At 51.1% G+C, this 25,364-nt stretch carries 20 protein-coding genes; 10 read left to right on the top strand and 10 right to left on the bottom strand.

The window, feature by feature from the left end:
* Position 1: 1 nt before the first annotated feature.
* From CXQ80_RS07995 to gloB, 4 genes are all read right to left on the bottom strand, one after another.
* Positions 2-1,849 (bottom strand): extracellular solute-binding protein, encoded by a 1,848-nt coding sequence (locus CXQ80_RS07995; RefSeq protein ID WP_101318221.1) that lies wholly within the window; start codon positions 1,847-1,849, stop codon positions 2-4.
* Positions 1,846-3,675 carry an extracellular solute-binding protein gene (locus CXQ80_RS08000; RefSeq protein WP_101318223.1) on the bottom strand — a complete coding sequence of 610 codons (1,830 nt, stop codon included), beginning with the start codon at positions 3,673-3,675 and terminating at the stop codon, positions 1,846-1,848. Before CXQ80_RS08000 ends, CXQ80_RS07995 begins: the two co-directional genes overlap by 4 nt.
* Before the next feature lie 122 nt (positions 3,676-3,797).
* Entirely contained in the window at positions 3,798-5,228 is a 1,431-nt protein-coding gene (locus CXQ80_RS08005) for a lytic transglycosylase domain-containing protein (RefSeq protein ID WP_101318225.1), read from the bottom strand.
* Positions 5,229-5,328: 100 nt separating this feature from the next.
* Positions 5,329-6,108: a hydroxyacylglutathione hydrolase gene (gloB, locus tag CXQ80_RS08010; protein WP_101318226.1), complete on the bottom strand. Its 780-nt coding sequence runs from the start codon at positions 6,106-6,108 to the stop codon at positions 5,329-5,331.
* An 84-nt stretch (positions 6,109-6,192) separates the two neighbouring features.
* Between gloB and CXQ80_RS08015 the strand changes: the two genes are divergently transcribed.
* Both CXQ80_RS08015 and rnhA read left to right on the top strand, forming a co-directional pair.
* Positions 6,193-6,969 (top strand): class I SAM-dependent methyltransferase, encoded by a 777-nt coding sequence (locus tag CXQ80_RS08015; protein WP_101318228.1) that lies wholly within the window; start codon positions 6,193-6,195, stop codon positions 6,967-6,969.
* Positions 6,970-6,992: 23 nt separating this feature from the next.
* Positions 6,993-7,445, top strand: a complete 453-nt coding sequence (gene rnhA, locus CXQ80_RS08020; protein ID WP_101318230.1) for a ribonuclease HI — start codon at positions 6,993-6,995, stop codon at positions 7,443-7,445.
* A gap of 409 nt (positions 7,446-7,854) precedes the next feature.
* On the opposite strand, the gene CXQ80_RS08025 is transcribed toward rnhA, so the two are convergent.
* Entirely contained in the window at positions 7,855-8,142 is a 288-nt protein-coding gene (locus tag CXQ80_RS08025) for a helix-turn-helix domain-containing protein (protein WP_256585711.1), read from the bottom strand.
* A 90-nt stretch (positions 8,143-8,232) separates the two neighbouring features.
* Between CXQ80_RS08025 and CXQ80_RS08030 the strand changes: the two genes are divergently transcribed.
* The 6 genes from CXQ80_RS08030 (at position 8,233) to CXQ80_RS08055 (ending at position 13,882) form a co-directional block, all read left to right on the top strand.
* Complete coding sequence (locus CXQ80_RS08030; protein ID WP_101318235.1) at positions 8,233-8,637, top strand: hypothetical protein; 405 nt, start codon at positions 8,233-8,235, stop codon at positions 8,635-8,637.
* A 4-nt stretch (positions 8,638-8,641) separates the two neighbouring features.
* Positions 8,642-9,232, top strand: coding sequence for an MbcA/ParS/Xre antitoxin family protein (locus tag CXQ80_RS08035; RefSeq protein ID WP_157831732.1), 591 nt, complete (start codon positions 8,642-8,644; stop codon positions 9,230-9,232).
* 24 nt (positions 9,233-9,256) lie between these two features.
* Complete coding sequence (locus tag CXQ80_RS08040) at positions 9,257-9,730, top strand: hypothetical protein (RefSeq protein WP_157831733.1); 474 nt, start codon at positions 9,257-9,259, stop codon at positions 9,728-9,730.
* A gap of 441 nt (positions 9,731-10,171) precedes the next feature.
* Positions 10,172-11,554 carry an ATP-binding protein gene (locus tag CXQ80_RS08045; protein ID WP_101318242.1) on the top strand — a complete coding sequence of 461 codons (1,383 nt, stop codon included), beginning with the start codon at positions 10,172-10,174 and terminating at the stop codon, positions 11,552-11,554.
* Between the two features lie 414 nt (positions 11,555-11,968).
* Complete coding sequence (locus CXQ80_RS08050) at positions 11,969-12,862, top strand: DUF2971 domain-containing protein (protein ID WP_101318244.1); 894 nt, start codon at positions 11,969-11,971, stop codon at positions 12,860-12,862.
* A gap of 258 nt (positions 12,863-13,120) precedes the next feature.
* Complete coding sequence (locus tag CXQ80_RS08055; protein ID WP_101318246.1) at positions 13,121-13,882, top strand: hypothetical protein; 762 nt, start codon at positions 13,121-13,123, stop codon at positions 13,880-13,882.
* 117 nt (positions 13,883-13,999) lie between these two features.
* Here the strand turns inward: CXQ80_RS08055 and CXQ80_RS08060 are convergent, their stop codons facing one another.
* Entirely contained in the window at positions 14,000-14,359 is a 360-nt protein-coding gene (locus CXQ80_RS08060; protein ID WP_101318248.1) for a histone-like nucleoid-structuring protein, MvaT/MvaU family, read from the bottom strand.
* 3 nt (positions 14,360-14,362) lie between these two features.
* Between CXQ80_RS08060 and CXQ80_RS08065 the strand changes: the two genes are divergently transcribed.
* Both CXQ80_RS08065 and CXQ80_RS08075 read left to right on the top strand, forming a co-directional pair.
* A complete protein-coding gene (locus CXQ80_RS08065) occupies positions 14,363-16,783 on the top strand; it encodes an AAA family ATPase (protein ID WP_101318250.1) in 2,421 nt (806 codons plus the stop codon).
* A 565-nt stretch (positions 16,784-17,348) separates the two neighbouring features.
* A complete protein-coding gene (locus CXQ80_RS08075; RefSeq protein WP_101318252.1) occupies positions 17,349-17,885 on the top strand; it encodes a hypothetical protein in 537 nt (178 codons plus the stop codon).
* Between the two features lie 1,101 nt (positions 17,886-18,986).
* Here the strand turns inward: CXQ80_RS08075 and CXQ80_RS08090 are convergent.
* The 4 genes from CXQ80_RS08090 to CXQ80_RS08105 form a co-directional block, all read right to left on the bottom strand.
* Positions 18,987-19,571 (bottom strand): Panacea domain-containing protein, encoded by a 585-nt coding sequence (locus CXQ80_RS08090; protein WP_101318256.1) that lies wholly within the window; start codon positions 19,569-19,571, stop codon positions 18,987-18,989.
* 404 nt (positions 19,572-19,975) lie between these two features.
* The gene (locus CXQ80_RS08095; RefSeq protein WP_101318258.1) at positions 19,976-22,615 is read right to left on the bottom strand and encodes an NERD domain-containing protein; all 2,640 of its coding nucleotides are present in this window, start codon (positions 22,613-22,615) and stop codon (positions 19,976-19,978) included.
* Between the two features lie 268 nt (positions 22,616-22,883).
* A complete protein-coding gene (locus CXQ80_RS08100; protein ID WP_101318260.1) occupies positions 22,884-24,506 on the bottom strand; it encodes a hypothetical protein in 1,623 nt (540 codons plus the stop codon).
* A 174-nt stretch (positions 24,507-24,680) separates the two neighbouring features.
* Positions 24,681-25,358 carry a DUF5710 domain-containing protein gene (locus tag CXQ80_RS08105; protein ID WP_101318262.1) on the bottom strand — a complete coding sequence of 226 codons (678 nt, stop codon included), beginning with the start codon at positions 25,356-25,358 and terminating at the stop codon, positions 24,681-24,683.
* Positions 25,359-25,364 lie beyond the last annotated feature (6 nt).

Genomic DNA, 25,364 nt, shown 5'->3' on the forward strand with positions numbered 1-25,364 from the left:
GTCAGTTGGCCTCGCTCGGCGTGGTCTCTGGCGCAGGCTGCGTGGTCACGGCCGGTTTCACATCAGGCTTGATCCACCAGGTGTCGATGCCGACATCGTACTTGGGCGAGACCTTGGGGTGGCCGATGTGGTTCCAGTAGGCCACCCGCCAGGTCTTGATGTGCCAGTTGGGGATCACGTAGTAGCCCCACTGCAACACGCGGTCGAGGGCGCGGGCGTGGTTGATCAGGCTCTGACGTGAGTCGGCGTTGATCAGTTGCTCGACCAGTTGGTCAATGGCCGGGTCGCGCAGGCCGATGAAGTTGCGGCTACCGGGGTTGTCGGCGGCGCCCGAAGTCCAGAACTCGCGCTGTTCGTTACCCGGCGAGCTGGACTGGGGGAAGCCGCTGACGATCATGTCGAAGTCGCGCGAACGCAGACGGTTGATGTACTGCGGCACCTCGACCCGGCGCAGGGTCAGCTCGATGCCGAGGTCTGCCAGGTTGCGTTTGAACGGCAATAGCACGCGTTCAAACTCCGTCTGTGCGAGCAGAAACTCGATCACCACCGGCTTGCCCTGGGCGTCGACCATCTTGTCGTCGACGATTTTCCAGCCCGCTTCCTGCAGAAGCTTGTAGGCCTGACGTTGCTGCTCGCGGATCATGCCGCTGCCGTCGCTGACCGGGTTCTTGAACACCTCGGTAAAGGCCTGCTCGGGAATTTTGCCGCGCAGCGGCTCGAGGATTTTCAGTTCATCCGGCGTGGCCGGCTGTGTGGCCGCCATGTCGGAGTTCTCGAAGTAACTGCTGGTGCGAGTGTAGGCACCGTTGAACAGCTGCTTGTTGGTCCACTCGTAGTCGAGCAGCAGGCTCAGCGCCTTGCGCACGCGCACGTCCTGGAACATTGGCTTGCGCAGGTTGAAGACAAAGCCCTGCATACCGGTCGGGTTGCCGTTGGGCAGCTCTTCCTTGATCAGGCGGCCTTCGCGTACGGCGGGCACGTTGTAGGCGTTTGCCCAGTTCTTTGCCGCCATCTCCAGGTTGTAGTCGAACTGGCCGGCCTTGAGCGCTTCAAGGGCAACGGTGCTGTCGCGGTAATAGTCAAAGGTCATGACGTCGAAATTGAACATGCCGCGGTTGATCGGCAGGTCCTTGGCCCAGTAGTCCTTGACCCGCTCGAAACGCACCGAACGACCGGCCTTGACCTCGGCAACCCGGTAGGGACCGCTGCCCAAAGGAATTTCCAGGTTGCCACGGTTGAATTCGCGGTTTTCGTACCAGTGCTTTGGCAGTACCGGCAGTTGGCCAAGGATCAGCGGCAACTCACGGTTGTTCTTGTGCTTGAACTTGAACAGCACTTTCAGCGGGTCTTCGGCAATGACCTCGGCGACGTCACCGTAGTACACCTTGTACAGCGGGGCGCCTTGGCTGACCAACGTGTTGAAGGTCCAGACCACGTCATCGGCACGCATGGGGTGGCCGTCATGGAAACGTGCTTCCGGGCGCAGGTAGAAGCGCACCCAGCTGTTGTCCGGGGCCTTCTCTATCTTGCCGGCAACCAGGCCGTACTCGGTAAACGGCTCGTCCAGGCTCTGGCGCATCAGCGTGTCGTAGATGCTGCCGACGTTTTCTGCAGCCACGCCTTTGTTGATGAACGGGTTGAGGCTGTCGAAACCGCCAAAGCCGGACTGGCGGAAGGTGCCGCCTTTGGGCGCATCTGGGTTGACGTAGTCGAAGTGTTTGAAGCTGGCCGGATACTTGGGCGGCTCGTCATACAGGGTCAAGGCGTGCTGCGGGGCAGCCAGCACGGGAAGGCTCAGGCAGGCTAGCAGCAGGCTGCCGGCCAGTTGGCGCAGGCGGTGCGGCATCATTTGGCTTTCTCCGAAGTCTTGAGCCACCAGCTGTTCAGGCCCAGGGTGTAGGGCGGCGTGGTGACGAAGGCGAACCGATTGCGGTAGGCCAGGCGATGATTGTCCAGATACCAGTTGGGGATCATGTAGTAATGCCACGACAGCACCCGGTCCAGCGCACGCGCGGCGGCGACCTGGTCATCGCGGGTGCGGGCAGCGAGCAGGGTGTCGAGCAGGTGGTCGACCACCGGATCTTTGACCCCCGCATAGTTCTTGCTGCCCTTGGTCGAAGCCTGGCTGGAATGGAAGTACAGCCATTGCTCGAGGCCTGGGCTGAGGGTCTGGTTCAGGGTCATCAGGATCATGTCGAAATCAAACTGGTCCAGCCGTTGTTTGTACTGGGCGCGGTCTACCGTGCGCAAGCGCGCATCGATGCCAATGCTCGCCAGATTTTCGACATAAGGTTGCAGGATCCGTTCTAGATTGGGGTTCACCAGCAACAACTCCATCTGGAACTGCTTGCCCTTGGCGTCCACCAGGCGTTGGCCGTCCAGCTTCCAGCCGGCTTTGCCCAGCAGGGCAAGGGCCTCGCGCAAGGTCTGGCGGCTGACGCCGCTGCCGTCGGTATGGCTGACCTGGTAGGGCTCGGTGTACAGCTTGGCCGGCAGTTCGTCGCGAAACGGCGCCAGCAGCAGCCACTCCTTGCCGGTGGGCAGGCCGCTGGCAGCAAACTCGCTGTTTGGGTAATAACTGGTCGAGCGCCGATAGGCGCTGCTGAACAGGGCGCGGTTGGTCCACTCGAAATCCAGCATCAAACCCAGCGCCTGGCGTACTTGCGGGTCGCTGAACGTGGCGCGGCGACTGTTCATGAACAGCCCTTGGGTCTGGGTCGGGATGCGGTGCGGGATCTGCGCCTTGATCACCTCGCCACGGCGCACTGCAGGGAAGTTGTAGCTGTTGGCCCAGTTCTTCGCCTGATGTTCGATGTAGATGTCGAACTCGCCGGCCTTGAACGCTTCGAAGGCGACCGTGGCGTCGCGGTAGAACTCATATTCGACGCGGTTGTAGTTGTACTTGCCGCGATTGACCGCCAGGTCCTTGCCCCAGTAATTCTTGACCCGCTTGAATACCAGGCGCCGCCCCGGCTGCACCTCGGTGATGCGATAGGGCCCGCTGCCCAGCGGTGGCTCGAAGGTGGTGGCCTTGAAGTCGCGCTTCTGCCAGTAATGCTTGGGCAGTACCGGCATCTCACCCAGACGCAGGATCAACAACGGGTTGCCGGCACGCTTGAACACGAAGCGAATGCGCAACGGCCCGAGAATGTCGACTCGCTGCACTTCCTGCAGGTTGGTGCGGTACAGCGGGTGGCCGTCCTTGAGCAGGGTGCGATAGGAGAACGCCACGTCCGCCGAAGTGATCGGCTTGCCGTCGTGAAAGCGTGCCTCTGGGCGCAGGTTGAACACCACCCAGCTGCGGTCTTCGCTGTACTCGACCGAGCGCGCAATCAGGCCGTAGCTTGAGGTTGGCTCATCGCCGGACGGATCGTACATCCCCGTACCGACCATAAGCGTCTCGTTCAGCTCGCTGACACCGTATTGCAGGAAGTTGGGCGTTGTGACCGGGCTCGACCCTTTGAAGGTGTAGGGGTTGAGCGTGTCGAACGTGCCAAATGCCATGGCCCGCAAGGTTCCGCCCTTAGGCGCTTGCGGGTTGACCCAATCGAAGTGGGTGAATGTGGCTGGGTATTTGAGCGTGCCGAACTGCGCGTAACCGTGGCTCTCGCTGACGGTGGCGGCGGCGGGGAAGCTCAAGGCCAGGCTGAAGGACAGCAGGAGGGGACGTATCAAATCGGCATCCGATCCAGAAGGCGTTGGGCTTTGGTCGGGCTACAGTAACAGCTTGGCGGGATTGGAAAAAGAGTGATGCGAGAGGGGGCTGCAAGCGGGGCTGGGTGACAGCCCCGGGAGGATCAATGACCGAGGTAGACGGTCAGGGTCTGGCCTGGTTTGAGGGCATGCCCGCTGCGCGGATTCCAGCGCTTGAGGTGCTGCATTTCGACGTTGAAACGCTTGGCCACCAGGTACAGTGAATCGCCCTTGCGGACTTTGTACTGAGTCGAGCGCTGCTTGGCCGAAGCAACCCGGTTGGCGGCTGCAGAGGGCGCATTGCCACCGCGCATGGCCAGGACCTGGCCGGCCTTGAGGCGATTGCCGGAGATCTTGTTCCAGCGCTGGATATCCTTGACCGAAACCCGGTTGGCCTTGGCGATGCTCCCCAGGTTGTCACCGCGCTTGACTCGGTAGCTGCGCGTGGCCGGTGCGCTGGCTTCGGCGACAGCGGCTTCGAACACGGCCTTGCGTGGTTGCAGGCTGAGCAACTGTTCAGGGTTCAGGTTGGACAGGCTGGCCGAGAGCAACTGCGCCTTGGCAGTCGGCACCAGCAGTTGTTGCGGGCCGTCGACCGTCATGCGCTTCTTGAATGCCGGGTTGAGCTGGATCAGCTCGTCTTCATCGATATCGGCAAAGGCTGCGACCCGCGACAGGTCGAGGCGGTCATTGATGGCGACGGCGGCAAAGTACGGTTCGTTGGCGATCGGGTTGAGGTTGACGCCATACGATTCAGGTGTTGATACCACCTGCGACAGGGCCAGCAGCTTGGGCACGTAGTCGCGGGTTTCCTGCGGCAGCGGCAGGTTCCAGTAATCAGTCGGCAGGCCGAGTTTTTCGTTGCGTTCGATAGCGCGGCTGACGGTGCCTTCACCGGCGTTGTAGGCCGCCAGGGCCAGCAGCCAGTCGCCGTTGAACATGTCGTGCAGACGGCTCAGATAATCCAGTGCGGCGTTGGTCGATGCTGTGACGTCGCGGCGGCCATCGTAGAAGTTGGTCTGGCGCAGATTGAAGTGGCGCCCGGTCGAGGGGATGAACTGCCACATGCCAGCTGCATGGGCTCGGGAATACGCCATCGGGTTGTAGGCGCTCTCGATCGCCGGCAGCAGGGCCAGCTCCAGCGGCATGTCACGTTCTTCGAGGCGCTCGACGATGTAATGCAGGTACAGGCTGCCGCGCTCGCCGGCGGTTTCAACGAAACGCGGGTTGCTGGCGAACCACAGGCGCTGTTGCTCGATGCGCGGATTGACGTCGATGGTGTCCTGCAGCGCGAAGCCCTGGCGCATGCGTTCCCAGACATCCTGGGGCGCCTGCTGCTTGGGCTTGGCCATGATCAACGGGGCCGGTTTGTGCTTGATCCGGGCCTGATAGTTGTGCGCGCGAACGCTTTCGGATTCATCTACCTGACGGGTGCTCTGGCAGCCCACTAAAGTGGCAGCCAGGGCCAGCGCACTGATCTGTGCGAGGCGCGTCAAAGCGACGGATTGCGAGGTTCTGCGGCTACTGGAAGGCATCGGCTGGGGCAGGTATCCGGGTGAAAAAGTTGGGCGATTCTAGGAACCGCTTTTGCCCGGGTCAACCTTTGCCCCTCAATTACGATATATCTTGAGGTTATCAGAAGCCGTCTTTCCAAGACCTCAAGGCAGCAAAAACAGCAGCTTGGCCTTCGTTTGAATGTCCCTTCCACTCGTCTGCTTTTTGTTTAACGGATGTTTCTGCAGTACGCAAAAAAGGGTTGGTGAGGCGTTCCAGGCCAATGCTGGAAGGCAGCGTTATGCGCTCATCTGCGCGCAGCCTGGTCACCTCCTCAAAGCGCGCGAGCACATCCGAATTGCTCGGTTCGACGGCCTTGGCGAAGCGCAGGTTGCTCAGGGTGTATTCATGGGCGCAGTAGACCTCGGTGGCGTCAGGCAGGGCGGCGAGGCGCTCAAGCGAGTTGTGCATCTGCGCTGGCGTGCCCTCGAACAAACGGCCGCAACCGCCGGCAAACAGCGTGTCGCCGCTGAACAGCACCGGTGTCGGCGTCTGTGCGGTATAAAAGGCGATGTGGCCAAGGGTGTGCCCGGGCATCGCCAGCACCTCGAAGGTCAGCCCCAACGCGGTGACCTGGGCATTGTCCTCGAGCGCCAGGTCACGGCCTGGGATCTGCTCGCTGGCCGGGCCGCTGACCCGCGCCCCGGTGGCTCGCTTGAGCTCGGCAACGCCGCCGACATGATCGTGGTGATGGTGGGTGATGAGGATATCCTTCAGCTCCCAGCCTGGGTTGGCCGCAAGCCAGTCCAGCACCGGTTGGGCGTCACCAGGATCGACCACCGCACACTGGCGTTTGGCAGTATCCTGTAACAACCAGATGTAGTTATCAGAGAAAGCGGGTAGTGCATCGATCTGTATCATGTGCGGATCCGAATCATCTGCCGTGGGACATAAGGGCATCTTAGCCGCGATGGTGCGGCGGGAGAACCTTGGAGGGAAGACGCAATGACCGACCAAGCCTTTGCCCAGGCCGACCCTGAATGGGTCGAGCTGATCAGCCTGGCCCGCGAATGGTTTCAAGGCCCTGTTGGGCAGTTGATGCTGCGCGAAGAAGAAAAGTTGCTTGAAACTGAACTCGCGCGTTTTTTTGGTGGTTATCTGGTGCATTACGGGCCAGGGGCGGAGGCGCCGCCGCATGCCAAGCAGGTGCATCGCAATGTGCGCCTCGGTGCGCCGTTGCCAGGGGTTGAAATCGTCTGCGAAGAACAGGCCTGGCCGCTCGCCGAACATGCGGCGGACGTCGTGGTGCTGCAGCACGGGCTGGACTTCAGCCTGTCGCCTCACGGCCTGCTGCGCCAGGCCGCCAGTGCGGTGCGTCCGGGTGGCCATCTGCTGATCGTCGGTATCAACCCATGGAGCAGTTGGGGCATGCGCCACCTGTTCAGCAAAGGCGCCTTGCGCAAGGCACGTTGCATCCCGCCGTCGCGGGTCGGTGACTGGCTCAACCTGCTCGGCTTTGCGCTGGAGAAACGCCGCTTCGGCTGTTATCGTCCGCCGCTTGCTTCACCGGCCTGGCAGCAGCGCCTCACCGGGTGGGAGCGGGTAGCCGGTGGCTGGCAGATGTCAGGTGGCGGCGTCTACCTGCTGATAGCGCGCAAGATGGTAGTCGGCCTGCGGCCACTGCAACCGGCCCGGCGTGAGCCGATGGGCAAACTGCTGCCGCTGCCCCTGGCCAAGGTCAATCGCGACCCGGCCAACCGCGACCATCATCCGGGTCGATAAATTACAGCGAATTAAGGCAGTACATGAGCGAAGAAAGCATCGAGATGTTTACCGACGGCGCCTGCAAGGGCAATCCGGGCCCTGGCGGCTGGGGCGTGCTGATGGTGTACAAGGGCGTCGAAAAGGAACTCTGGGGCGGCGAGCTGGAGACCACCAACAACCGCATGGAACTGATGGCGGCCATCGAGGGCCTCAAGGCGCTCAAGCGTGAATGCGAGGTTGTGCTGACCACCGACTCGCAGTACGTCATGAAAGGCATCAACGAGTGGATGGCCAACTGGAAGAAGCGCGGCTGGAAGACCGCGGCCAAGGAGCCGGTGAAAAACGCCGACCTGTGGCGCGAGCTAGACGAGCAGGTCAACCGGCACAAGGTCACCTGGAAGTGGGTGCGCGGGCATATCGGCCATCATGGCAACGAACGCGCCGACCAGTTGGCCAACCGCGGCGTCGACGAAGTTCGCGCGCGTCACAAGTAATCCGACGCTGGGGTATACTCCCGGCTCTTTTTTGTCGTAGCAGTTGGAGCCACCGCCCGTGGAGCAGCAGAACACCCGATACGTCGTGTTGGACTCCAATGTCAACCCAGGTGTCAAAACTTTCTAGAAGCTCAACATGCTGATTTAAATGGATTTTTTATTTTTTACCTGGATAAAAGGTTAAAAATCGTAAAAATAGCCATTTCCTACCTTTCAGCGTTCTGCGTGCTCGCAACCTCGTGGCCTGTTGGGCGCAGAAGCTGCTCGCCTATATCTGCCTAAGGTCTGAGCCCTCATACGAGGGCGAGCCTCCGCGCCGCAGCACCCCCCGGCTGTCCTCTCATAGGTGCCAGCACAGCCTCTGCTCTCGCTGGTGTCACCTAAAGTTCCTCACCAACCTTACCCAAAGCTATTCACTCATTTTTCTGCTCACCTGCAACCTGGCTTCGCCCAGCAGCTCGTCGAGGCTCCTGTCAGGGTCTCGTCGCATGTAGCACTGAATGACAAGCGTGAGAGGCGAGATGCCCATCACTTTGGCTAAGGAGTCGATTGTCTCAAGCGTGGGGGAGCGAAGGCCCCTTTCGAGCAGACTCACATACTCGCGGCTGACATCAGGGGGGAAATCGTTCTGTGCCAGGTCGGCACGCATCCTCAGCTCTTTCAAAGCTAGCGCAAATGCTTCTTTCAGGTCGCCCACGTGCGCTCTCCGGAAAAAGTGAGCATATAGGCACATTGAGCTTTCCGTTTCAGCGTACTATAGTACGCAAAAGGGTAAGAGGCATATAATATGTTCGAAACCAATGATGTTGGTCGCTTGGATGAGAGCCCGTTTTTCCCTCCTCAACCTGGGGCGCATCGATGGGCGTACGTTGCAATGACAGCCTCCCACGAATGGTTCTTCGTAACGTACGAGGTCGTGCAGGACGACGCGGTGCATGCGCAGCAGCTGCTGATACCAGGAGCTAGCTACTTTTTGTCTTTGGCTTCGAGAAGCAGCTCCGATGAAGTCATAAGAGAAGTTCAATTGGTATCACCTCCCTGGCTAAACCAGAGCGCGAACTGGAAGATGGAGCCGTTGAGGCGCCTTCATATCGTTGGGCGGCGTTTCTGCTATGAACTTCGTAATAATGGCTTCTATCCATCCGAACTGGCCGGTCAGTCATCGAAAGTAATGTGGCAGTACGAGGGTTAACGTCTTGGATCGCATTAATGAAAAAATCCTATTAGACCACCATCGTAAGTTGCTATTCGGACTCAAGGGGGCTGATGATCTGTTTGGCTTCGAATGTAATGATGGTTGGGTTTCGCTAATTGATGGAATGCTCTCTCTAATTGGGCGTTACAGCGCAGAGCATGCCTTGGACGTCCGGGTTGAGCAGGTAAAAGAGAAATTTGGGTTGCTGCGAACATACATTCGAGGGGGCGATGTAGTAACTAACCGAATATTGGATGTGGCTGAGTTGGTATCTGGGTGCGTATGCGAGAAGTGCGGTATGACAGGGAAGTACTTCGAGGCTAACGGTTTTCTCCAAGTTCGCTGTCTTCAACATCAGTTACCGAATCAGTCTGATGTGACAGTGTGCGAGTATAGTGAAGTTTATTCGGTGAGTTTTGCGAAAGCGGTTTCCTTGGTGTTGTGGTTCTTCAGGGATCAATATGCGAATTGGCTAAAAGAGGAGTGTTTGGCTCTAGGGCGGGTGCGCCCAGTAGAAGCCCTAACTACTGTTGAAGGCTGCCATGCAGTTTATGACCTTTTGAAAAGAATCGAATATGGAGTCAATGTATAATTGAGAAGCTTAGCGTCGTTCATAATGTATATGGTTGACCACCCTGGTCTAGAAGCTGTGCTTCGAAAAATTTTGGAAGAGGAGTTCGCCAGTGGAGCGGTTGATCTTGCGGCTCTACGCGATCTCGTTTCCTCACCGCGACTGATGTCGTATGGCGTGAGGGCGTTCAATCATTCTAAGTTGGTTATGGCTGGTGATACGTTTTTAGATGCGCATACCATGCTTGCTGACGGGGTACAGAAAACCTATGCCATTTCGTTTGATGAGTGGGAGATGATTAAAGGGGAAGTTGAATATGTAGATCGCTGTGATTTTCGTGACGATTCCGTAATGCAGATTCAAGTGTGGTCCACTGATCCGCTTATCTTGGATGAGTTTGCAATGATTATTGCTGTGGCGTTGAGTTATAAAAAATCCGAGCTTTTGGCAGAATCAAGGATCTCATCAGCGTTGCATGAGCTGACGTCGCCTTGGGGGTATTACACTGATGGTTTCTAGCTAGATTTTTAAAGGCTTCAATCTGATATTTCAGGGGTGATGGTTTTGGAGGCTAATTAATGATGTCAGATCGGGTCCTTGCTTCAATAAATTCAAGTGTGCTCATTACTTGAAGCAAGAAAGATCATTTGAATAGAGTGAACGAAGTTTTAGGAAGCTTAACTCTAGTTATCAAGAGTTGATTATTGATTTATTTTTCTTTTTGCTTCTTAAGCAATCGGTGCGGCGATCTCGGAGTGTCAAATTTTTGCCGCCCTGATTTATGACGCTTTATATATAAAATGTGGGGCTTATGCTTGACTAGGTCGATTCCGTCATATATTTTGCCTTGATGGTTTAGGGTATCTATGCGACGTTTTGGCAATGCAATCGCAAGCTGAATAGCTAATAAATAGTTTCTAGAAATTTCTATTGCTTATGTCAGTCTATCAAGGATAGAGAATGCTGCGAGAGATCAACGATGTAGAAGCGCTCTACTATTGCTCGGAAGATGAAGGAGACTTCTTCGACCGTAAAGCTTTTGAAATAAAGCCAGCTGGGCTTCAAAAGATTGTTGTGGCATTCGCGAACTCTGACGGAGGCGTGGTGCTTGTCGGGATTTCCGATGAGAAAGAAGAATCGGAGCCACTAAAACGCTGGGTAGGGCGTGATTCCCGTGAAGCTTACAATCAGCATTTGGAAGCCCTAGTCAGCCTAAATCCGACAGTTGATTTTAAGTACGTTTTTTTGAAAAGACAGACTATGTCTTTGACCTATGTACTCAAGATCACAGTCAGCAAGGGGCTGCAAGTACACGAAACGGCAGATAAGTCCGTCTACATCAGAAGAGGCGCTCAGTCATTATCTGTAAAAGGGCCGGCCAAGCTAATGGAGCTTGCTTACGCTAAGGGTGTGATGTCGGCTGAAGATAGAGAGGTCGATATCGCTAAAATTGATAGCATTGAGAAAAGTTCTGCCTTGGCGCACTATCTCGATCAACTCCCTATTACAAATAAAGATCCCGTTGACTTCTTGCTTCAGGAACATCTGGTTAATTCCGATAGTTGGGTTCCGAAAGTATCTTCTATATTGCTTTTTGCAGATAACCCTTCGTCTGTGATGCCTTCGCAGTGCGCGATCCGGATCGTCAGATATGATACGAAGAAGGATGAGTTGGATCGCGATGCTCTGACCTCTGATAACTTCAGCATTGAAGCACCTTTATATCTTCAAGTAACGCAGGCAGCAGAAAAAATAAAAGAAATGCTTGCGAAATGCTTTGCCTGGACACCTGCCGGATATCAGTCAATTTCGTTCCCAGAAGAAACACTCTGGGAGATCTTGGTGAATTCGGTAATTCACCGAGACTACTCCATTTCAGATAACGTGCTTGTCAGTGTTTATAACAATAGAATTGAAGTTAAAAGCCCAGGGCGCTTACCGGGTCTCGTTACAGTCGAGAATATCCTAGATAATCGTGCGTCACGCAACCCTAAACTTGTTCGGCTCCTATCAAAATATAGCTCTATGCCAAACAGGGATCTAGGCGAGGGCATGAATACTGCCTTTCAGCGCATGCGTGATTATGGTCTGATAGATCCTGTTATTAAACAAGCTGATAACTATGTGACGGTCACGCTGCATTATCAATCCAATAAAGATCCCGAGAGCTTAGTTCTGGAATTTATCGATGCGCACGGCTACATAAGCAATGCTCAGCTTAGAGATTTGACCGGCGTGCTTTCCCCTGAGCAAGCGACGTCGGTTTTTGCAGTAATGCGGGACAAGGGTTTGATCAGAAAGCTCGATGATTCAACAGGAACAAAGGTTCGATGGGTCAGGTAGTGCCTTCGTATCTCTGCTGATTTAATCTGTCTGAAAACTATTACCTTTTAATATTTTAAAGCGGGTGTGGCCGAGTTGCAGCTGATGTCTGATTTCGATCTATGTTGCATGTAAGCGCTTTTGTTGTAGGGCTGTACATAAATATCAGGAAGTCTTTAAAATATAATCGTGCTTGATTGGCAGTGACCGATAATTAATGGCGGCCTTGGGGGCGAAGAGATTATTGGTAAAGATTTTAACAAATGGCCCATTCTTCACTCGCCGTGCTGCGTTAATCAAGTCATATGCCATAAAATATGAATGGCTGCGTTCGTGAGAAGTCTTTAATCAATTTCTATAGACTGCGTTAGCGAACTAGATTTTTAGTTGTATGGCAGTTTTCAATTTTCATTGAGTTGGGATGATATACATACCATGGACCTACCACCTCAAAAGCTCTACAAATATATTCCGCCTGCTAGAATTGACATATTGCAAAATTTGAAAATACGATTTACTCAGCCTTCGGCATTAAATGATCCATTCGAGTTTAATTTGCTGTTCAGTGAAATAGTGTCAACTCAGCAGCTTCGAGATCACTACGAAAAGGCCGACAAGCAAGAATTGATACTGGAGGCAATTAAAGAGCTTCCAGACGATCAAAGGGCTTTATTTGCCTTGGTTTCGAAAGAGCAACTGTTTCAAATGTTTGAACAATTTATTTCAAATATGTTCAATGCAGGTAAAGTCAACGATATCCATAGGGATTATATAGCGCCGCTAACGCCAAAGCTAAAGGAAGGAATGTATGAGGGCCTTAACAAAATAATTGGTATTTTAAGTTTGAGCGCGACGCCTATCTCCCCACCTATGTGGGCAAATTACGCGGAAAACTCAACAGGGTTCGTGTTGGAATTTGACACTACACACTCTTTCTTCAATGGTCGCCGATCAGAAAAAGATGAGTTCTATCACTTGCGTCAAGTCATTTACGATGATAGACAGCCAAGTGCAACAATGATGGATATGCCGTTCGACACTTTCGTGCTAAAAAGCAAAAGTTGGGAGTATGAGCAAGAGTGGCGCATGCTGTTGCCATTAGATCTAGCATCAAAAAAATTTATCACTGATTTTGGTGATGAAGTATCCTTGTTCGATGTTCCGGCCAGTTGCATAACGAAAATAATAATTGGATTAAATGCTAGAGAGACAAAGATAAATGAGTTGTTAGAAGTTTTAGTCGCTAGCTCCCATTTTGATCACATCGATTTAGAAAGAATTCATAAAGGTCCCACTGGCTTTAAGTTGGAGCGATTTAAAAAAGAGTAGGTTGTTCTGATCGATGGATTTTCAGCATGATGGATCGAATTGCCTTAGTCAATCCGACCCTTTAGCAAGCATTGAATATTAATGCGCTAAGTCTGGAGGCTGTCCACGAGCACTGCGTGAGCACATGATGTTGGCTTTGGGTCGAGGATAGCGCTAAGTCGGGTGTGAATCACAATACGGTTTGACGCAGTACTTGATGTGGATTTCGGTGCGTCGGTTTTTTTATTAAGTCGTAAGAACTTACAAGGATGATGCGAAATGCGGCCAGTCACGTTTTTTGATATTTGGGAGCCTTGGCGAGAGTCTATTATTGATCAACACGGCTTCTATGTTGATCAAGGAAAAAATAAGCTTCTTTCTCAGTTCAACAATATGGAGCAAGAGTCTGATGAGGCTGCTGAACGCTGGTTAGCCAAGCAGTCTCAGAATTTCGATCCAGACCGGGACGATCCTGGAAGTATCGAGGAAAACGCCTATCATGAAGGCTTAGAATATTATCGCTTACTTAGTGAGCTACGAGACCAAACCAGACTTAGCATCGTCGCTGGAATGTATCATTCTTGGGATAAAGAATTGCGTCGGTGGCTTCTGAAGGAAATTGATCATTGGCACCGAGGGCCTAACGTTACTGATAAAGTGTGGAAGGCAACTTTTGATGAAATTGTCGATTTACTAGATTTGATGGGGCTCGCCAAGCGCACCGCAGGATACATTCAGAAGCTCAGCGCTTGTCGATACGTAGTGAATGTTTACAAGCATGGTGAAGGCCTCTCGCTCGATAAGTTAAAGTCTCTTCACTCTGAGTATTTGAATTCCTCCTGCAATAATGGAAGTATCATGATACCGAGCAGAATTGACCATACCCATCTTTCAGTTACTGACAAGCAGCTTGATGAGTTTTCTGGCGCTGTTGTGGGTTTTTGGCGTGCGATCCCATCTAGAGTATCTAGCGATACACTGAATGTTCCGTCATGGTTCGAGAAGGCTATGCAAGCCGACCATAAAATTACAAAGCCTTAATTGCGCTAAGTCGGTGTCTTGAGCTTGTTAGGCTAATTGATTTACTTGCGACTTTCCACCTCGGAGTAATCGAAAGTAAGTCCACGCTGTTAATCAACGGGAAAAGTAAAATTTATTTTAGCTCAACCAGGACTCTACGGTGTCGGAGCCGTATTTGGATTTCCACTCTTTCAATACCTTGTGATTGCCACCTTTAGTTTCAATAACTTCACCACTATTGGGATTTATGTAGCGCTTCACCTGGCGGGTCTTTCTGCTGCCTTTAGCGTCGACGGGCGCGCGCGAGGGAGTGGCCTTCGGCTCTAGGATTGCGATGATATTTCGCAAGCTATAGCCGTACTCGGCCATCAGCTCATGGAGTTTTTGTTCAAATTGAATCTCGCGCTTCAGAGCATCATCATTTTTGAGCGACTCAAGCTCTGCAAGCTGGGCTGCCAATTGCTGCTCAAGGGCTCGGAATTCTGCAAGACGAGACATCTTATGCTCCTGTTCGGGTGTATGGGCATTATCTGGTCAGGAACCGAGAAATGTCTAGCTTCTGGAGTCTTCCCGGCAACTGAGCGGTTGGAAGCAAAAAGGGGGCCAGCTGGGCTGCTGACCATCGCGTCAGGTATCTATTGGCGTTCCGAATGCTCAATGACATTATCAGCGTGTTCAGCCCGTGGCGCGCAGTGCTTAGCTCGCCTATGCTTTCTCTCGCCAACAGAGATGGCGCAAAGCCACTTAGCACTTAGGAGTCTGGCTGTGATCACGGAATTGAACATAGATGGCGTCGCTAGTTACAAATCAAAATCTACATTCTCACTTACCAATAAAACATCACTTATCTACGGGCTGAACGGTGCAGGAAAGAGCACTATTTCTGATTTTCTCTACAATCAGACTGACCCGCGATTCATAAAATGCAGTCTGAAAATTAGCCAGTCATGTGAGATTTTGGTGTATAACCAAAGTTTCCTTAATGACTATTTTTACGAGGAAGATAAGCTAAAGGGGATTTTTACTTTATCAAAAGAGAATAAAGTTGCGCTCCAGCAAATCGAAGCGGAAACAAAGGAGCTTGAAAAGCACCTAGCTGCTCAACAAGAGAACTCTAAGCGGGCCACGGACAACGCCATCAAGCTTGATCAAGTGAAGACAAAGGCAAGTGGAAAGGTCTGGGAAATCAAGACGAATTTCTCGGGCGGAGATCGCGTTCTGGAGTTTTGCCTAGACGGCCTTAAAAGGACAGAGCTTCTTTTCCAGCATATTGTTGGACTACCTCTGCCAGAAAATGCACCTAGCTACACCGTAGATGGCTTGAAAGCGGAGGCGTCGTCCATTGAGGGCGAGGGTGCTGCGCCATTCACGAAAATTTCAACCCTTTCGGCTGGTTGGCTGACTATTGAAGGGGATTCTCTCTGGTCCAAAATTATTGTCGGCAGCCAAGAAGGTTCAGTTGCAGAGTTCATCGCCAAAACCCGTAATTCCGACTGGGTGAAGCAAGGGCTCCAATACATATCAGACGACAAGGATCCTCAAACCTGCCCTTTCTGTCAGCAGGAAACAATCACTAAAAATATCATCAATTCCATCCGTCAGGTATTCGACGAAGCCTACGAACAGGATGTCAAGAGTTTAGAGTTAGCCAAGACCCGCTACGAGGTTTTAACTGGCAGCTTGAATTTTCAAGATATCTCAACCTCTCCGCTTGCCACTAAAGAGCTTGTGGATGCCTGGAATATTGCTTGCGAGGCGTTGAAAGCATCAATTCGCGAAAATACTTTGCATATTGGCAATAAAATTAAAAGTCCAAGCACGCCGGTTGTTCTCACTGATACCCAGTCTGCCGTCGACATGATTAACGATTTAATCGGCGGTCTGAACGAGCTGATTGAGGCACATAATGCCAAGCTGGCAAACAAGAGGAGAACTCGGGATGACATAAAGTCACGATTCTGGACGCTGATGCGCTGGGATTACGATCAGACGATTTCCGCCTATGCGCAATCAGCTTCAGATCTCAAAGACGAGGCTGGCGAAATAAACGAGGAAACCACCAAGATCGATACTGCTGTCGCAACCTCTAGCGGCAAGCTTGCAGCGCTAAGAAAGCAGACAGTCAACATCGAAGAGTCGATTGAGAATATCAATGCTGGGCTGGTAGAGATTGGCGTCGATGGATTTTCTGTGGTGCCGTATGGTGATAATTTCTACCGGGTCTCCAGGGCGACCGATCAAGCGAATGCATTTCATTCGCTGAGCGAGGGCGAGAAAACTGTTATTAGTTTTCTTTATTTTATGGAACTGTGCAAAGGGCAGAAAACCGCTACTGCGGTGCCTCAGGCCAAAGTGGTTGTGATTGACGATCCAATCTCCAGTCTTTCCCATCTCTACGTTTTCAACATCGGACAGCTGATCAAGAAGTATTTAATTAATGATAAGCTGTATGCGCAAGTGCTTGTTCTCACCCATAGCCTGTATTTTTTCTACGAGCTGACGCACACTAGCAAAGAGAAACGGGCCGAGACACAACACCTGTTCAGGGTTTTCAAAAACACAAGCGGAAGCTCTGTGGTTCAAATGAAATATGAGGAAATTCAGAATGACTACCAGTCCTATTGGTCAATCATAAAGGATCACGCCGCCCCACCTGCGCTGATTGCCAACTGCATGCGAAACATTGTTGAGTATTTCTTCAATTTTGTTCAGAAGAAGGATTTTAATAATGTATTCCAGAAGCCAGTCCTGTCGACTGATAAGTTTGCAACGTTCTACAGGTATATGAATCGAGAGTCACATTCCTTGGGTCAAAATATTTTTGACATAAAGGAGTTCGATCATGATGTGTTCAAAGATGGTTTGAGGCTGATTTTCGAAGAGTGTGGGTATGCAGAGCACTACCAGGCCATGAGCAAGTAAATCTGACATGAGGCGGGCATTCGTGATGTGGCGAATGCTCCGTTTCATAGGCCATTTACGTGAGTTGGTATGCCTTGGAGTCCGTCAGGTATAACCCTCGCAAAGTGAGGGCTAGCGCATGGCATGGAGGTTTGGAGTCGAGGTGTGCGTTGGCACAATCGCCAACGGTTTACGGACGCAGTAGTTGACCCAGGACCAGGCGAGAGGGCTTGGCGATAGCGAATGGCATGGCGACGAAGCGACTCCGTTAACCTCCGGTGAGGGTTCGCTAATTTGCATCGTCACCAAATGCCTCGTACTCACTATAGGCCCGCATCCTTTAGCAGTTCAGGGGGCTTCCAGCCGATCGCCGCTGCAATCCTCAGAATGTTCAGGAACGACACGTTTCTCTCAGTGCAGCGGAAAGTGGCCTAACGAGCGCGCCGTGACTAACCTGCTGATCCGGTGGTAGCGGCCTGTCTTGCATGGTGCGGGCCTCACCACTTGCTGAGATTTCAGTATCAGTTGGTCCAGTATGGCTCACGGCTCTGCTAGGATTTGGCAAACTCCGCTTGGAAGGCTCCACATGTACGATATTCACCAGCATAAGCACAGTTATGCCGTCTGGACTGCTTCCCGTGCCTGGAACCGTAGGCTTAAAGGAGGGACACTCGATCTTGCACGGCGGTTGATCAAGGTTGCTGGATTGGAAGAAGTTCGAGAACCGGATGATATTGGTGCGGATGTCGATGCATGGCTGCTGGAGAAAATGCGAACAATAGTCACGTTTGCTGGCAACAATAAAATCACTGGGATCAACTATGGTCGAGCCCAAAAGCTGGTCAATATTTACTTGAAAACCAAGCTGATTTGCGGTGGGTCAGAAGCCCATCCAAAGGTTTGTCTGTTGCATCCCCCTCTCGACGGTGAACTGTTCAAGGGGTTGCGTCAGGTATTTGCTGAACAAAAACGCTCCGACGCAGCGGTTGCGTTTTATGAGGCGCAAAGGGCTTGTAGATCCTGGACGAACTTTGAACTCTCAGACTATTTGGCGCACATCAATGCGATCAAGCTTTACATGGGCAGTAAGCCTCTTTGGATGGTCGAAGAACACTGGCGCTAGCCCAGAACTGGCCGCTGCACAAGCATCAGCTAATATCGGATGGGTGAGCAGCGACGGATGAAGACCTCTAGTCAATCCAGCTGAGCCTCGTCTAAGAAGTGCTCAACCAGCTCTGAGCCGTCGCCAACCTCGCTACTCCAGGCTACCTTAAAAGCATGTTTCTCGATTTCGCTCGGGGCGTTGGTCCAGTGGACTTGGAGTATACCCTTGTGGTCGTGTACCCGTGATACGCGAGGTGCTAATCGGCCCGCCCCGTTAACGGCCATCATTGCCGCCACATAGCCCAGCACCTGATGGAGCCGTGTAGCGCGCCTTTGGTCGGAGTCGTAGTAAGTGGTTTCGATATCACCCATGTCGCGGTCTATCGGCTGATTTGTCATCAACGGTCCCCTTTGGTCGATTTTGCCTGAGTATACCGTGTGGTCGATAAGCGCAGCATTGCCATAAGTGGAGGCGTCGGACGGTAGCCTTCACCGCTGGTGCAGAGCAGTCAAGCACTTCTACGGTACTACCTGATTAGCCTCGATCAGGCACAGCTCCTCGCGGGTCTGCTTACGCTTGTTGGCGTACTCGGCGTCGGCGAAGGTCGTTTATGTCATCGGGAAATTCGGGCCGTATTACTCCAGAAATGAGAGGCGCTCTTCAGAAGGCATCTAACTCACAAGCGTTTCATCTCAGCCTCGGCAGTTGCAATCTGTAATCCCCCTGTAATGGTTTATGAATCGCTGCGATGCGCCCACGCAAAGTATCATGGCGCCAGCCATGCGCTCGATCATAAATAATGGGGCTCGATAGTTGCCTGCGCCCTCAGCGTTCAATCTAATTTCAAGCTCCTCTCGGGTAAACTCCTTCATTCCTGAATAATTAACAAAGCTCTTTTTTGTCAAAAAAGAAAGCGTTTTATCGTAGTGTCTTGGTTCTAGGATGCAGGACTCATCAACTCTTTTAGTCTGCGTTCCTTGTGAAGAAGGCATGCTAGTGATGCTGGCAGTGATGTATTTACCCTTATGCTCACTGGTTAACACAAACCAGTAGTGAGCTATTCCACTACCCTCATCCCATTTGAAAATCCTGCCTCTTAGAGATTCACGCTGGGGGGCGCTACGATTTAAAGACAACGTCCTTGAAGTATTTGATGCTTGCTGCATGTGAATTAGCTTCTTCCGAACTATACCCAAGTTTGTGGAGGATCGTTTCGAGCGAAATAGTCCTGCGACTGCCGTCTGGCCATTCCCATTCTGGGCAAATGCTAGGGTTGTGGGCGTATTGAACAATTGCGTCATCATCCATGGCCCCAAACTTTGCAAAAATTGCTTCAGCTATTTCACGATCTTGGAGTGAAAATAAGTCAAAATCCACATTGTCAATGTCGCTAATGCAGCTTCCAGTGTTCTTTAGTGAGACGTTTTTTAAATTGAAATTCTGAGGGCTCTTACCTGGAGTGGCTTCATTGAAAATGCTTTGATATTGTGGATTGCTATATTTGTCAATAATATTTTTTGCTCCACTTAGAATGGGGCCGCGATTCATTGAAAAATAATCATCATACGTAAGGGGGTAGCCAGTTTTTTCTAGGGATAGACGGTCAGTGAAATAAAGTAGCTTCATGAGCTTAACGTCGGAGATTGTTCCTCCGTTTTTCTCAGTAAAAAAATGCATCAATTGTATGGTTTTTTCAGTATGCATGCTGTCACCTCTATCTGGATATTAGCAGAAATCTACGCGCTGGTAAATTGGTGAGTATTGAATTTTGATTCTTCACGTAAAAATTTTTATGTGTAGTGCTAATAAATTTTGGCTATTGGCGATGTGTGCGTGGGATGGTTGGTGATTATGCACTTAGAGAGTAACTTCAAAGGGTCTAAGGATTTTCGGTTCGGATTACACGCTTGGTATGATATTGATTCTCCTCACGTGGCACCTGAGAGTTTTAGTTAACTTGGTTCGGCTGTCTGCTGTGTGCTATATGGTTGACTTTGTACCCACCAAGGACGCTACTTTTTCCTGCTTCATCCCTGATTGAAGATGCCTATTGGGCAATGGTTTGGTCATAGCGTTGCGTTCAGACGGTCTCATGTCAATGTTAGCCTCTACGCATGGACTACAATGCACTCTGGAATTGCTTCGAGATGATCATCTTCACTGTCTTCAATTTCTACGTTGATGAGATCGTCCGCTTCGAGATCTTCACCTTCACTAGTCGCTCCGTAGCCGTCGGACCTATACCTTCTGGGCACAGGCGTTTGTTCGTCCTCCATTGGCGAGTAAAATCCTTTGCTAATTTTCCTCATGTAGCCTTTCGCGTAGAGCGTACCCATCGCGTTAGCGAAAATCTTTCTCCAGTCAGTTGAAGAAATTGACGCCAGTCCGTTGAATCGTCCATAGATTTCATCCGCAAGAAAATTTACATCCATGATAGCTCCTGGGCTGGAGGTAGCAATTCTCACCTGTGCAAATATGAAGGCAATTAGATAGAGTCTGCGGCCTGTGGGTAGTTGAACTTTTAGTGCGTTCGAGCGTTTTTTGTTTCGTTCGGCGCGGAATAAAGAGGCGGCTGCGGCTATATTTAATGGTAGACGAGGCTGGAGTTCACGGATACGGTCTTTGTCCAACTCTCCTGAGATCAGGCTATCCATGATGCGGATGGCATCTATGATGGTTATGTCCGGATAAGAAGTCCTGCCTTTCTCTGTTTCACACAGTATACAGTTGGCTTTGATGATGTCAGTGTGTGGCGTTAAGTCTACGCATTTTTGGCAAGGGTAGAAAACTAAGCTCTGAGCTGAGTACGAGTCCGGGGAGTCTACGTCTTCTGTAAATGATGAATTGATTTTGGCATAATGGAATCTGGTAGTTGAGTTTTTCGGCCAGAAAAAAATCGGTTGCGGCAGCTTGTGTGCTAAGTAAGCGATCCACATTTTTGCCAGTGACTGATCATCATCTGCTTCTATGAGCCAAACTTTCCACGATTCCGCCCAAGAAATATTAAGGCTGGCGAGGTTCAGAGTTGTTCGCTCTGTGGATCGAGCTACTATGTTGTCGATGCGGAGCTTGTATTTTTCTTCTTGCAATATCGCTTGGTGATTGGGGAGGCTGATAAGTCTCGATCTAAATGCTTCCTGTCTAGACCAGCTGTAGCTACCAGCATTGTAAATGGCGATGCACTTTGATGTAGCTCTGGAGTAGGCACTGAATAACTCAGCAGTGTCAAGCAGCTCTGCCCCAAGAATCAAGATAATAGGCGCTTCCAGTCCACGGAATTTCGTAATGGTTTCACAGCGTGGCTGTTCTCTTATTAAATATTCAACATACTGCCTGGGAATGAATCTGGCGATCAGGATTACCATATCTTCAGGCAGGACGCCGCTATCAATGAGGTTTTGCCTGATCTGAGATGCCTCCTTGCATGGATCTGCGCTAATCATTTCGACGGCGGTGTCATGCTCCAATGTTCTCGGGGTTGAGTGTTGGAGTTTTGGTGGCACGACCTCTTCAAGGATGCTCGTCACCGCCTTTGGCATCCGCATGATGATAGTGAGTGGAAATGGATCTACGCCAAGTAGTTCGCTAAGGTCCTTTAGGGAGATGTTCCCACGTTCGTATGGGAATACTTGCGTCTCGTCGCAGAAGAACGCCTTGGGCTTGTCATGGAACCAGCTGGAGAGGGTTTCGCACCAGGAAGGGAGGAGCGCTTGAGACTCGTCGACAAGCAAGGCGCTGTAGCCGCTCAGGCGTCCTTGATCAATGGCGTCTTTCAGATCATGCACGCATTGCAACTTGTACCACTCATCTTCTTTGCCGGGCTCACTGGTGCGGCCTAAGACGTTGCGCGCCTGCCCACATAGACCATGCCAAGTAACCACGTCGCAGGTTTTTGAGTCGACAAGCTGGGTGCGAACATACTCTGTGAGTTTGTTGTTGAACGAAACCACCAGCACCTTCTTTTTCTGAGAGGCCAGTCTTCGAGCTGTTTCGATCACAATCAGCGTTTTGCCGGTGCCAGGCCATCCGGTTACGAGTGAGGTCTGGTTCTTCAGAACCCTCATAACTACGATGCTCTGTTCCTCGGTTAGCTGGAGCCATTCCTTGTTGTCGAAGAGGATGCGACTGGCCCAGCCGCGTCTGCCGTCGATTTCTGGGGTCAGAAATTCAATGAGGCGAGCGACACGGGCTTCGCCCAAGTCGAAGTTACCCAGGGTGGTTTTCCAGTAGTCCATGAGTGCCACGACGCGCTCTGTAACGTTCGGCATCTCTCGATGGTCGACGTAGAGCGGCTGTGCGGGAACGGAGGTCGTGTCGTACATGCCAGGGGTTGTTGGCTTGCCTGCAAAATCGGAGTCGGGGAACACAAATCCGTAGCCAATACGGAGTCGGAGCAACGGGTTAGAGCCTAACCACCTGGCTATCCCGTGAACGTTTTTGCGCGTCTGACCAACGGGATCAATGGAGTACAGCTTGTGACGGTGAAAAAACTCGTTATTTTTTACACCGTATTCGCCGCTCTTCACCTCGAGCACGAGTAGCCCTTTTTCCGGATGGATGATCAGAAAGTCGATCTCTCCGGTCGGCTTGGCTTGAGGGTCAACCTTTTTCACGGCGGCGCTGAGCCAGGGAAGGCTATGGATGACGGTATAGTCGTCTGGTAGCTCAGCTTTGAAGATGGTGTAAAGATCTCGCTCACCCTTGCTGTCGGTGCCACGAGGTCCGCTGTCAGGGATCATCCTTGCCATCGGTGAAACGCCTTCTACTAGTTTGTGCTCAAGTGGGGTGATTGCATTCCAGTCGGTGCTCCGTTTTTATCGGCAGTGTAACAGGCACCTGAATGCTTCCTCCGGTATAGATCGAGCGAAACACGCTGGTCGCGTGGGTATCTAACCAAGCGGCGAGCCGTAGTCCGTCCTATAGGTTGGGTGTTGTATTCTCTCGGGCCAGCAAGTGAAGGCGGAAACATTGTGCGCTTTGATTTTTCATTCTCGTCAGGAGTGTTGCATAGCAGCACTATTTTTTTCGTTTTGCCGAAGCCAAAAGCTTCGCTTTGTAGTCAACTTCCATGTTGCAAAGATATATTGTTACGTTTCTGGATTTGTTTAAGAATCCATATGTCTCTCTAGGTTCGATGTATGTGAATGTTAGGTGGTTTTCACTGCATTCGTGTTTTTGACATCTAATGTTTTTTTTCAGTGAGTATTTATCAACGGCGGCTTCGATGTGCTGCGCTATGGCACCGAATTCCCTGTCGAACGAAAAAATCACTAGGTAGAGGTCTATCGGGGAGCCTTCGTTTATAACATCGTTTTCGCTATATCGCTTGAATAGTTGATGTAGGCCTTCATATATTCTTTGGGAAAAATTTTCTGTTGCAAGTTTAGATTCGATTAGCCCTATGGTTTTCCCAAGGTTTGTTATTTTTATGTCTGCGCGTCCTGACCCTATGTAAGCTTCACGTTGAATTGATATTTTGCTGTTTTTAAAGTAGGCTGCTCTTAGCAGGCTGGCAAGAACGGCGGTTAGGTTTTCCTCTTTAAATGTGTTTTGAGAAGAGCTGTCGGAGTTCTTTAGCCTGTACAAGCCGTCATTTCTTTTTATTTCAAGTAGAGAAGCGCGTATGTGTTCACTCAGGTTAAGCTCATTCACCCATGAATCCCACATTCCAGACAATAGGGTGTGGACTGTTCTAAGAGTATTTTCTTGCTTTTTAAAAGGGGCGGCGTGATTATTAAATATTCGGTCATTAGCGACCTCAATATATTTCCTGGTCAGTTTTAGCTCTTCTAGAAAAAGATGTCCTTGGGCTCTGCTGTATTCTTGGAGTCCCTCTCTGAGTTTAATGAGTTTTTCAAGGCATGAACTATATTCGCTAATATCCTTCGCCTCTGTGGAGCAATTGGAATTAAGTTTTTCCGAAGCGGTGCGTATTCGATTGATGCAGTACTGGATAGGGTTGGACAGTATGATTTGATCGAAGTAACCTCTTTCATTTCTGATGGCTAACGAGCTTACGTTGCCTTGAGTTGCTATTTCGAAAGGTATACTGAATTCATTATCTGTGGTGACTATAAGATGGAAGTTGTCTCTTCCAGGCTTTGCAGTATAGTCACTCCATGATCTCACTATGTATAGTATAATGCTGGGGTGATGGAATATTACTGCAAGGTTTTCTCCTTGGCTAGCAAATGCATAACTAAATGTGGAGTACTGCTTTAGAGAAAGCTCTATCGATTCTTTGATTTGATCGTTTGTCAGGTTGTTTAAGAATATTTGTCTTTGAATATGTTGCGCTGTGTTTTTTATAATGTCGAGTGTTGAGCCGTGCGACATATAGAGCTTTCCTCTTATGTCTTGCAGGTAAGTCCAGAAATTAATCAGGTACTCATGCTCTACTTTGCCTAATATGTTTTCTGGGTGACGGTAGTTGTGGATGTCGCCTTTGTATTTTAAGAAGCTTTGAATCCTAAGTAATTTATGTCGTTCTGGGGCCGTGTTGAAGGTGCTTATAAGCTCATCGAGTACGTCAAGAAAAACCCCAATGCTTTTAAGGCTTCCATCATAAAGCGCCATTCTCATATCGATATTTTTCTCGGTGGTTTTGTTTCGGGATAAATGGTCGAGATGAGTGATCATTTGATTTGCCTTTTTGCTTTTAGGGATTGTGCTTGGCTTGACATTGATGGGTTCAGTGGAAGTGGTGGTTTAGGTTGTCTCAAGTTTTGTATCGGTTCTTTCGCTTGAGCTAGGTGCGCTGTTGAAATTATTCGCTCAATTACGATGGGGTATTCGCGCTATTTAACTTATGTATCACAGCTGCCCGAAAACTTGCATAAAGTCGAAAAAGTCTTCGGAGACGAAGCCGACGCTACAGTTGGCGTCAAACCGCTCGTTGATTCTGATGAGGGTCATCCGCTGGGCTTCGTGGGGAGAGGTTGGAAAAAACGCTCCACCAGGCTCGCTGTGCATGAAGAAGTCGCCGAGCTTGGTCCCGCAGTGCTCGCAGTGATTCATCCAGTATCGGGTGCCAGCAGTTTTGCTGTGGGCCAGTTTGAACTTGCTGGTAAAGCGGTGAATCTGCTTCGTGACCAGGGGGGAGAGGCTGTCGACGTTGGAAACGGTCCCCCGATATCCATGGCACTGCCATTCGCCCAGGTTGCTGGTGAGCGTGAAATCCTCGTCTTCATCCTCGTGGTAATCGAATTCTTCGTGTGTCTCCGGCAACTTGAACGAATACACACGAGTCAAGCTGGAGCAGCCCCAGCAGTCGGAGACCGACTCCAGGATGTAGTAGTACGGCGCCCTGACGCAAAATTCTGGTCCGTGCTCCAGGTCGTCGTGCTGTGTCACCGGCAGCCACTGAGCCAAGGGGCCAATCTCGACTCCCTCTGGGGTGTACCAGGTCTTCTGGCTAGGGTCCCATTTGGCACCGAGGGATTTTGCTTCGTCTTTCTCTGCGAAGGGGACTTTCAGATCAATCCTTGCCATTCCTGT

The organism is Pseudomonas sp. 02C 26, from assembly GCF_002843585.1.
GTDB classification, from domain to species: domain Bacteria; phylum Pseudomonadota; class Gammaproteobacteria; order Pseudomonadales; family Pseudomonadaceae; genus Aquipseudomonas; species Aquipseudomonas shirazensis.

Coding starts and splice junctions, on each gene's coding strand:
- CXQ80_RS07995 (WP_101318221.1), bottom strand. CDS start 1,849: ATGATGCCGCACCGCCTGCGCCAACTGGCCGGCAGCCTGCTGCTAGCC.
- CXQ80_RS08005 (WP_101318225.1), bottom strand. CDS start 5,228: ATGCCTTCCAGTAGCCGCAGAACCTCGCAATCCGTCGCTTTGACGCGC.
- gloB (WP_101318226.1), bottom strand. CDS start 6,108: ATGATACAGATCGATGCACTACCCGCTTTCTCTGATAACTACATCTGG.
- CXQ80_RS08015 (WP_101318228.1), top strand. CDS start 6,193: ATGACCGACCAAGCCTTTGCCCAGGCCGACCCTGAATGGGTCGAGCTG.
- rnhA (WP_101318230.1), top strand. CDS start 6,993: ATGAGCGAAGAAAGCATCGAGATGTTTACCGACGGCGCCTGCAAGGGC.
- CXQ80_RS08030 (WP_101318235.1), top strand. CDS start 8,233: ATGTTCGAAACCAATGATGTTGGTCGCTTGGATGAGAGCCCGTTTTTC.
- CXQ80_RS08040 (WP_157831733.1), top strand. CDS start 9,257: ATGTATATGGTTGACCACCCTGGTCTAGAAGCTGTGCTTCGAAAAATT.
- CXQ80_RS08045 (WP_101318242.1), top strand. CDS start 10,172: ATGCTGCGAGAGATCAACGATGTAGAAGCGCTCTACTATTGCTCGGAA.
- CXQ80_RS08050 (WP_101318244.1), top strand. CDS start 11,969: ATGGACCTACCACCTCAAAAGCTCTACAAATATATTCCGCCTGCTAGA.
- CXQ80_RS08055 (WP_101318246.1), top strand. CDS start 13,121: ATGCGGCCAGTCACGTTTTTTGATATTTGGGAGCCTTGGCGAGAGTCT.
- CXQ80_RS08060 (WP_101318248.1), bottom strand. CDS start 14,359: ATGTCTCGTCTTGCAGAATTCCGAGCCCTTGAGCAGCAATTGGCAGCC.
- CXQ80_RS08065 (WP_101318250.1), top strand. CDS start 14,363: ATGCTCCTGTTCGGGTGTATGGGCATTATCTGGTCAGGAACCGAGAAA.
- CXQ80_RS08075 (WP_101318252.1), top strand. CDS start 17,349: ATGTACGATATTCACCAGCATAAGCACAGTTATGCCGTCTGGACTGCT.
- CXQ80_RS08090 (WP_101318256.1), bottom strand. CDS start 19,571: ATGCATACTGAAAAAACCATACAATTGATGCATTTTTTTACTGAGAAA.
- CXQ80_RS08095 (WP_101318258.1), bottom strand. CDS start 22,615: ATGGCAAGGATGATCCCTGACAGCGGACCTCGTGGCACCGACAGCAAG.
- CXQ80_RS08100 (WP_101318260.1), bottom strand. CDS start 24,506: ATGATCACTCATCTCGACCATTTATCCCGAAACAAAACCACCGAGAAA.
- CXQ80_RS08105 (WP_101318262.1), bottom strand. CDS start 25,358: ATGGCAAGGATTGATCTGAAAGTCCCCTTCGCAGAGAAAGACGAAGCA.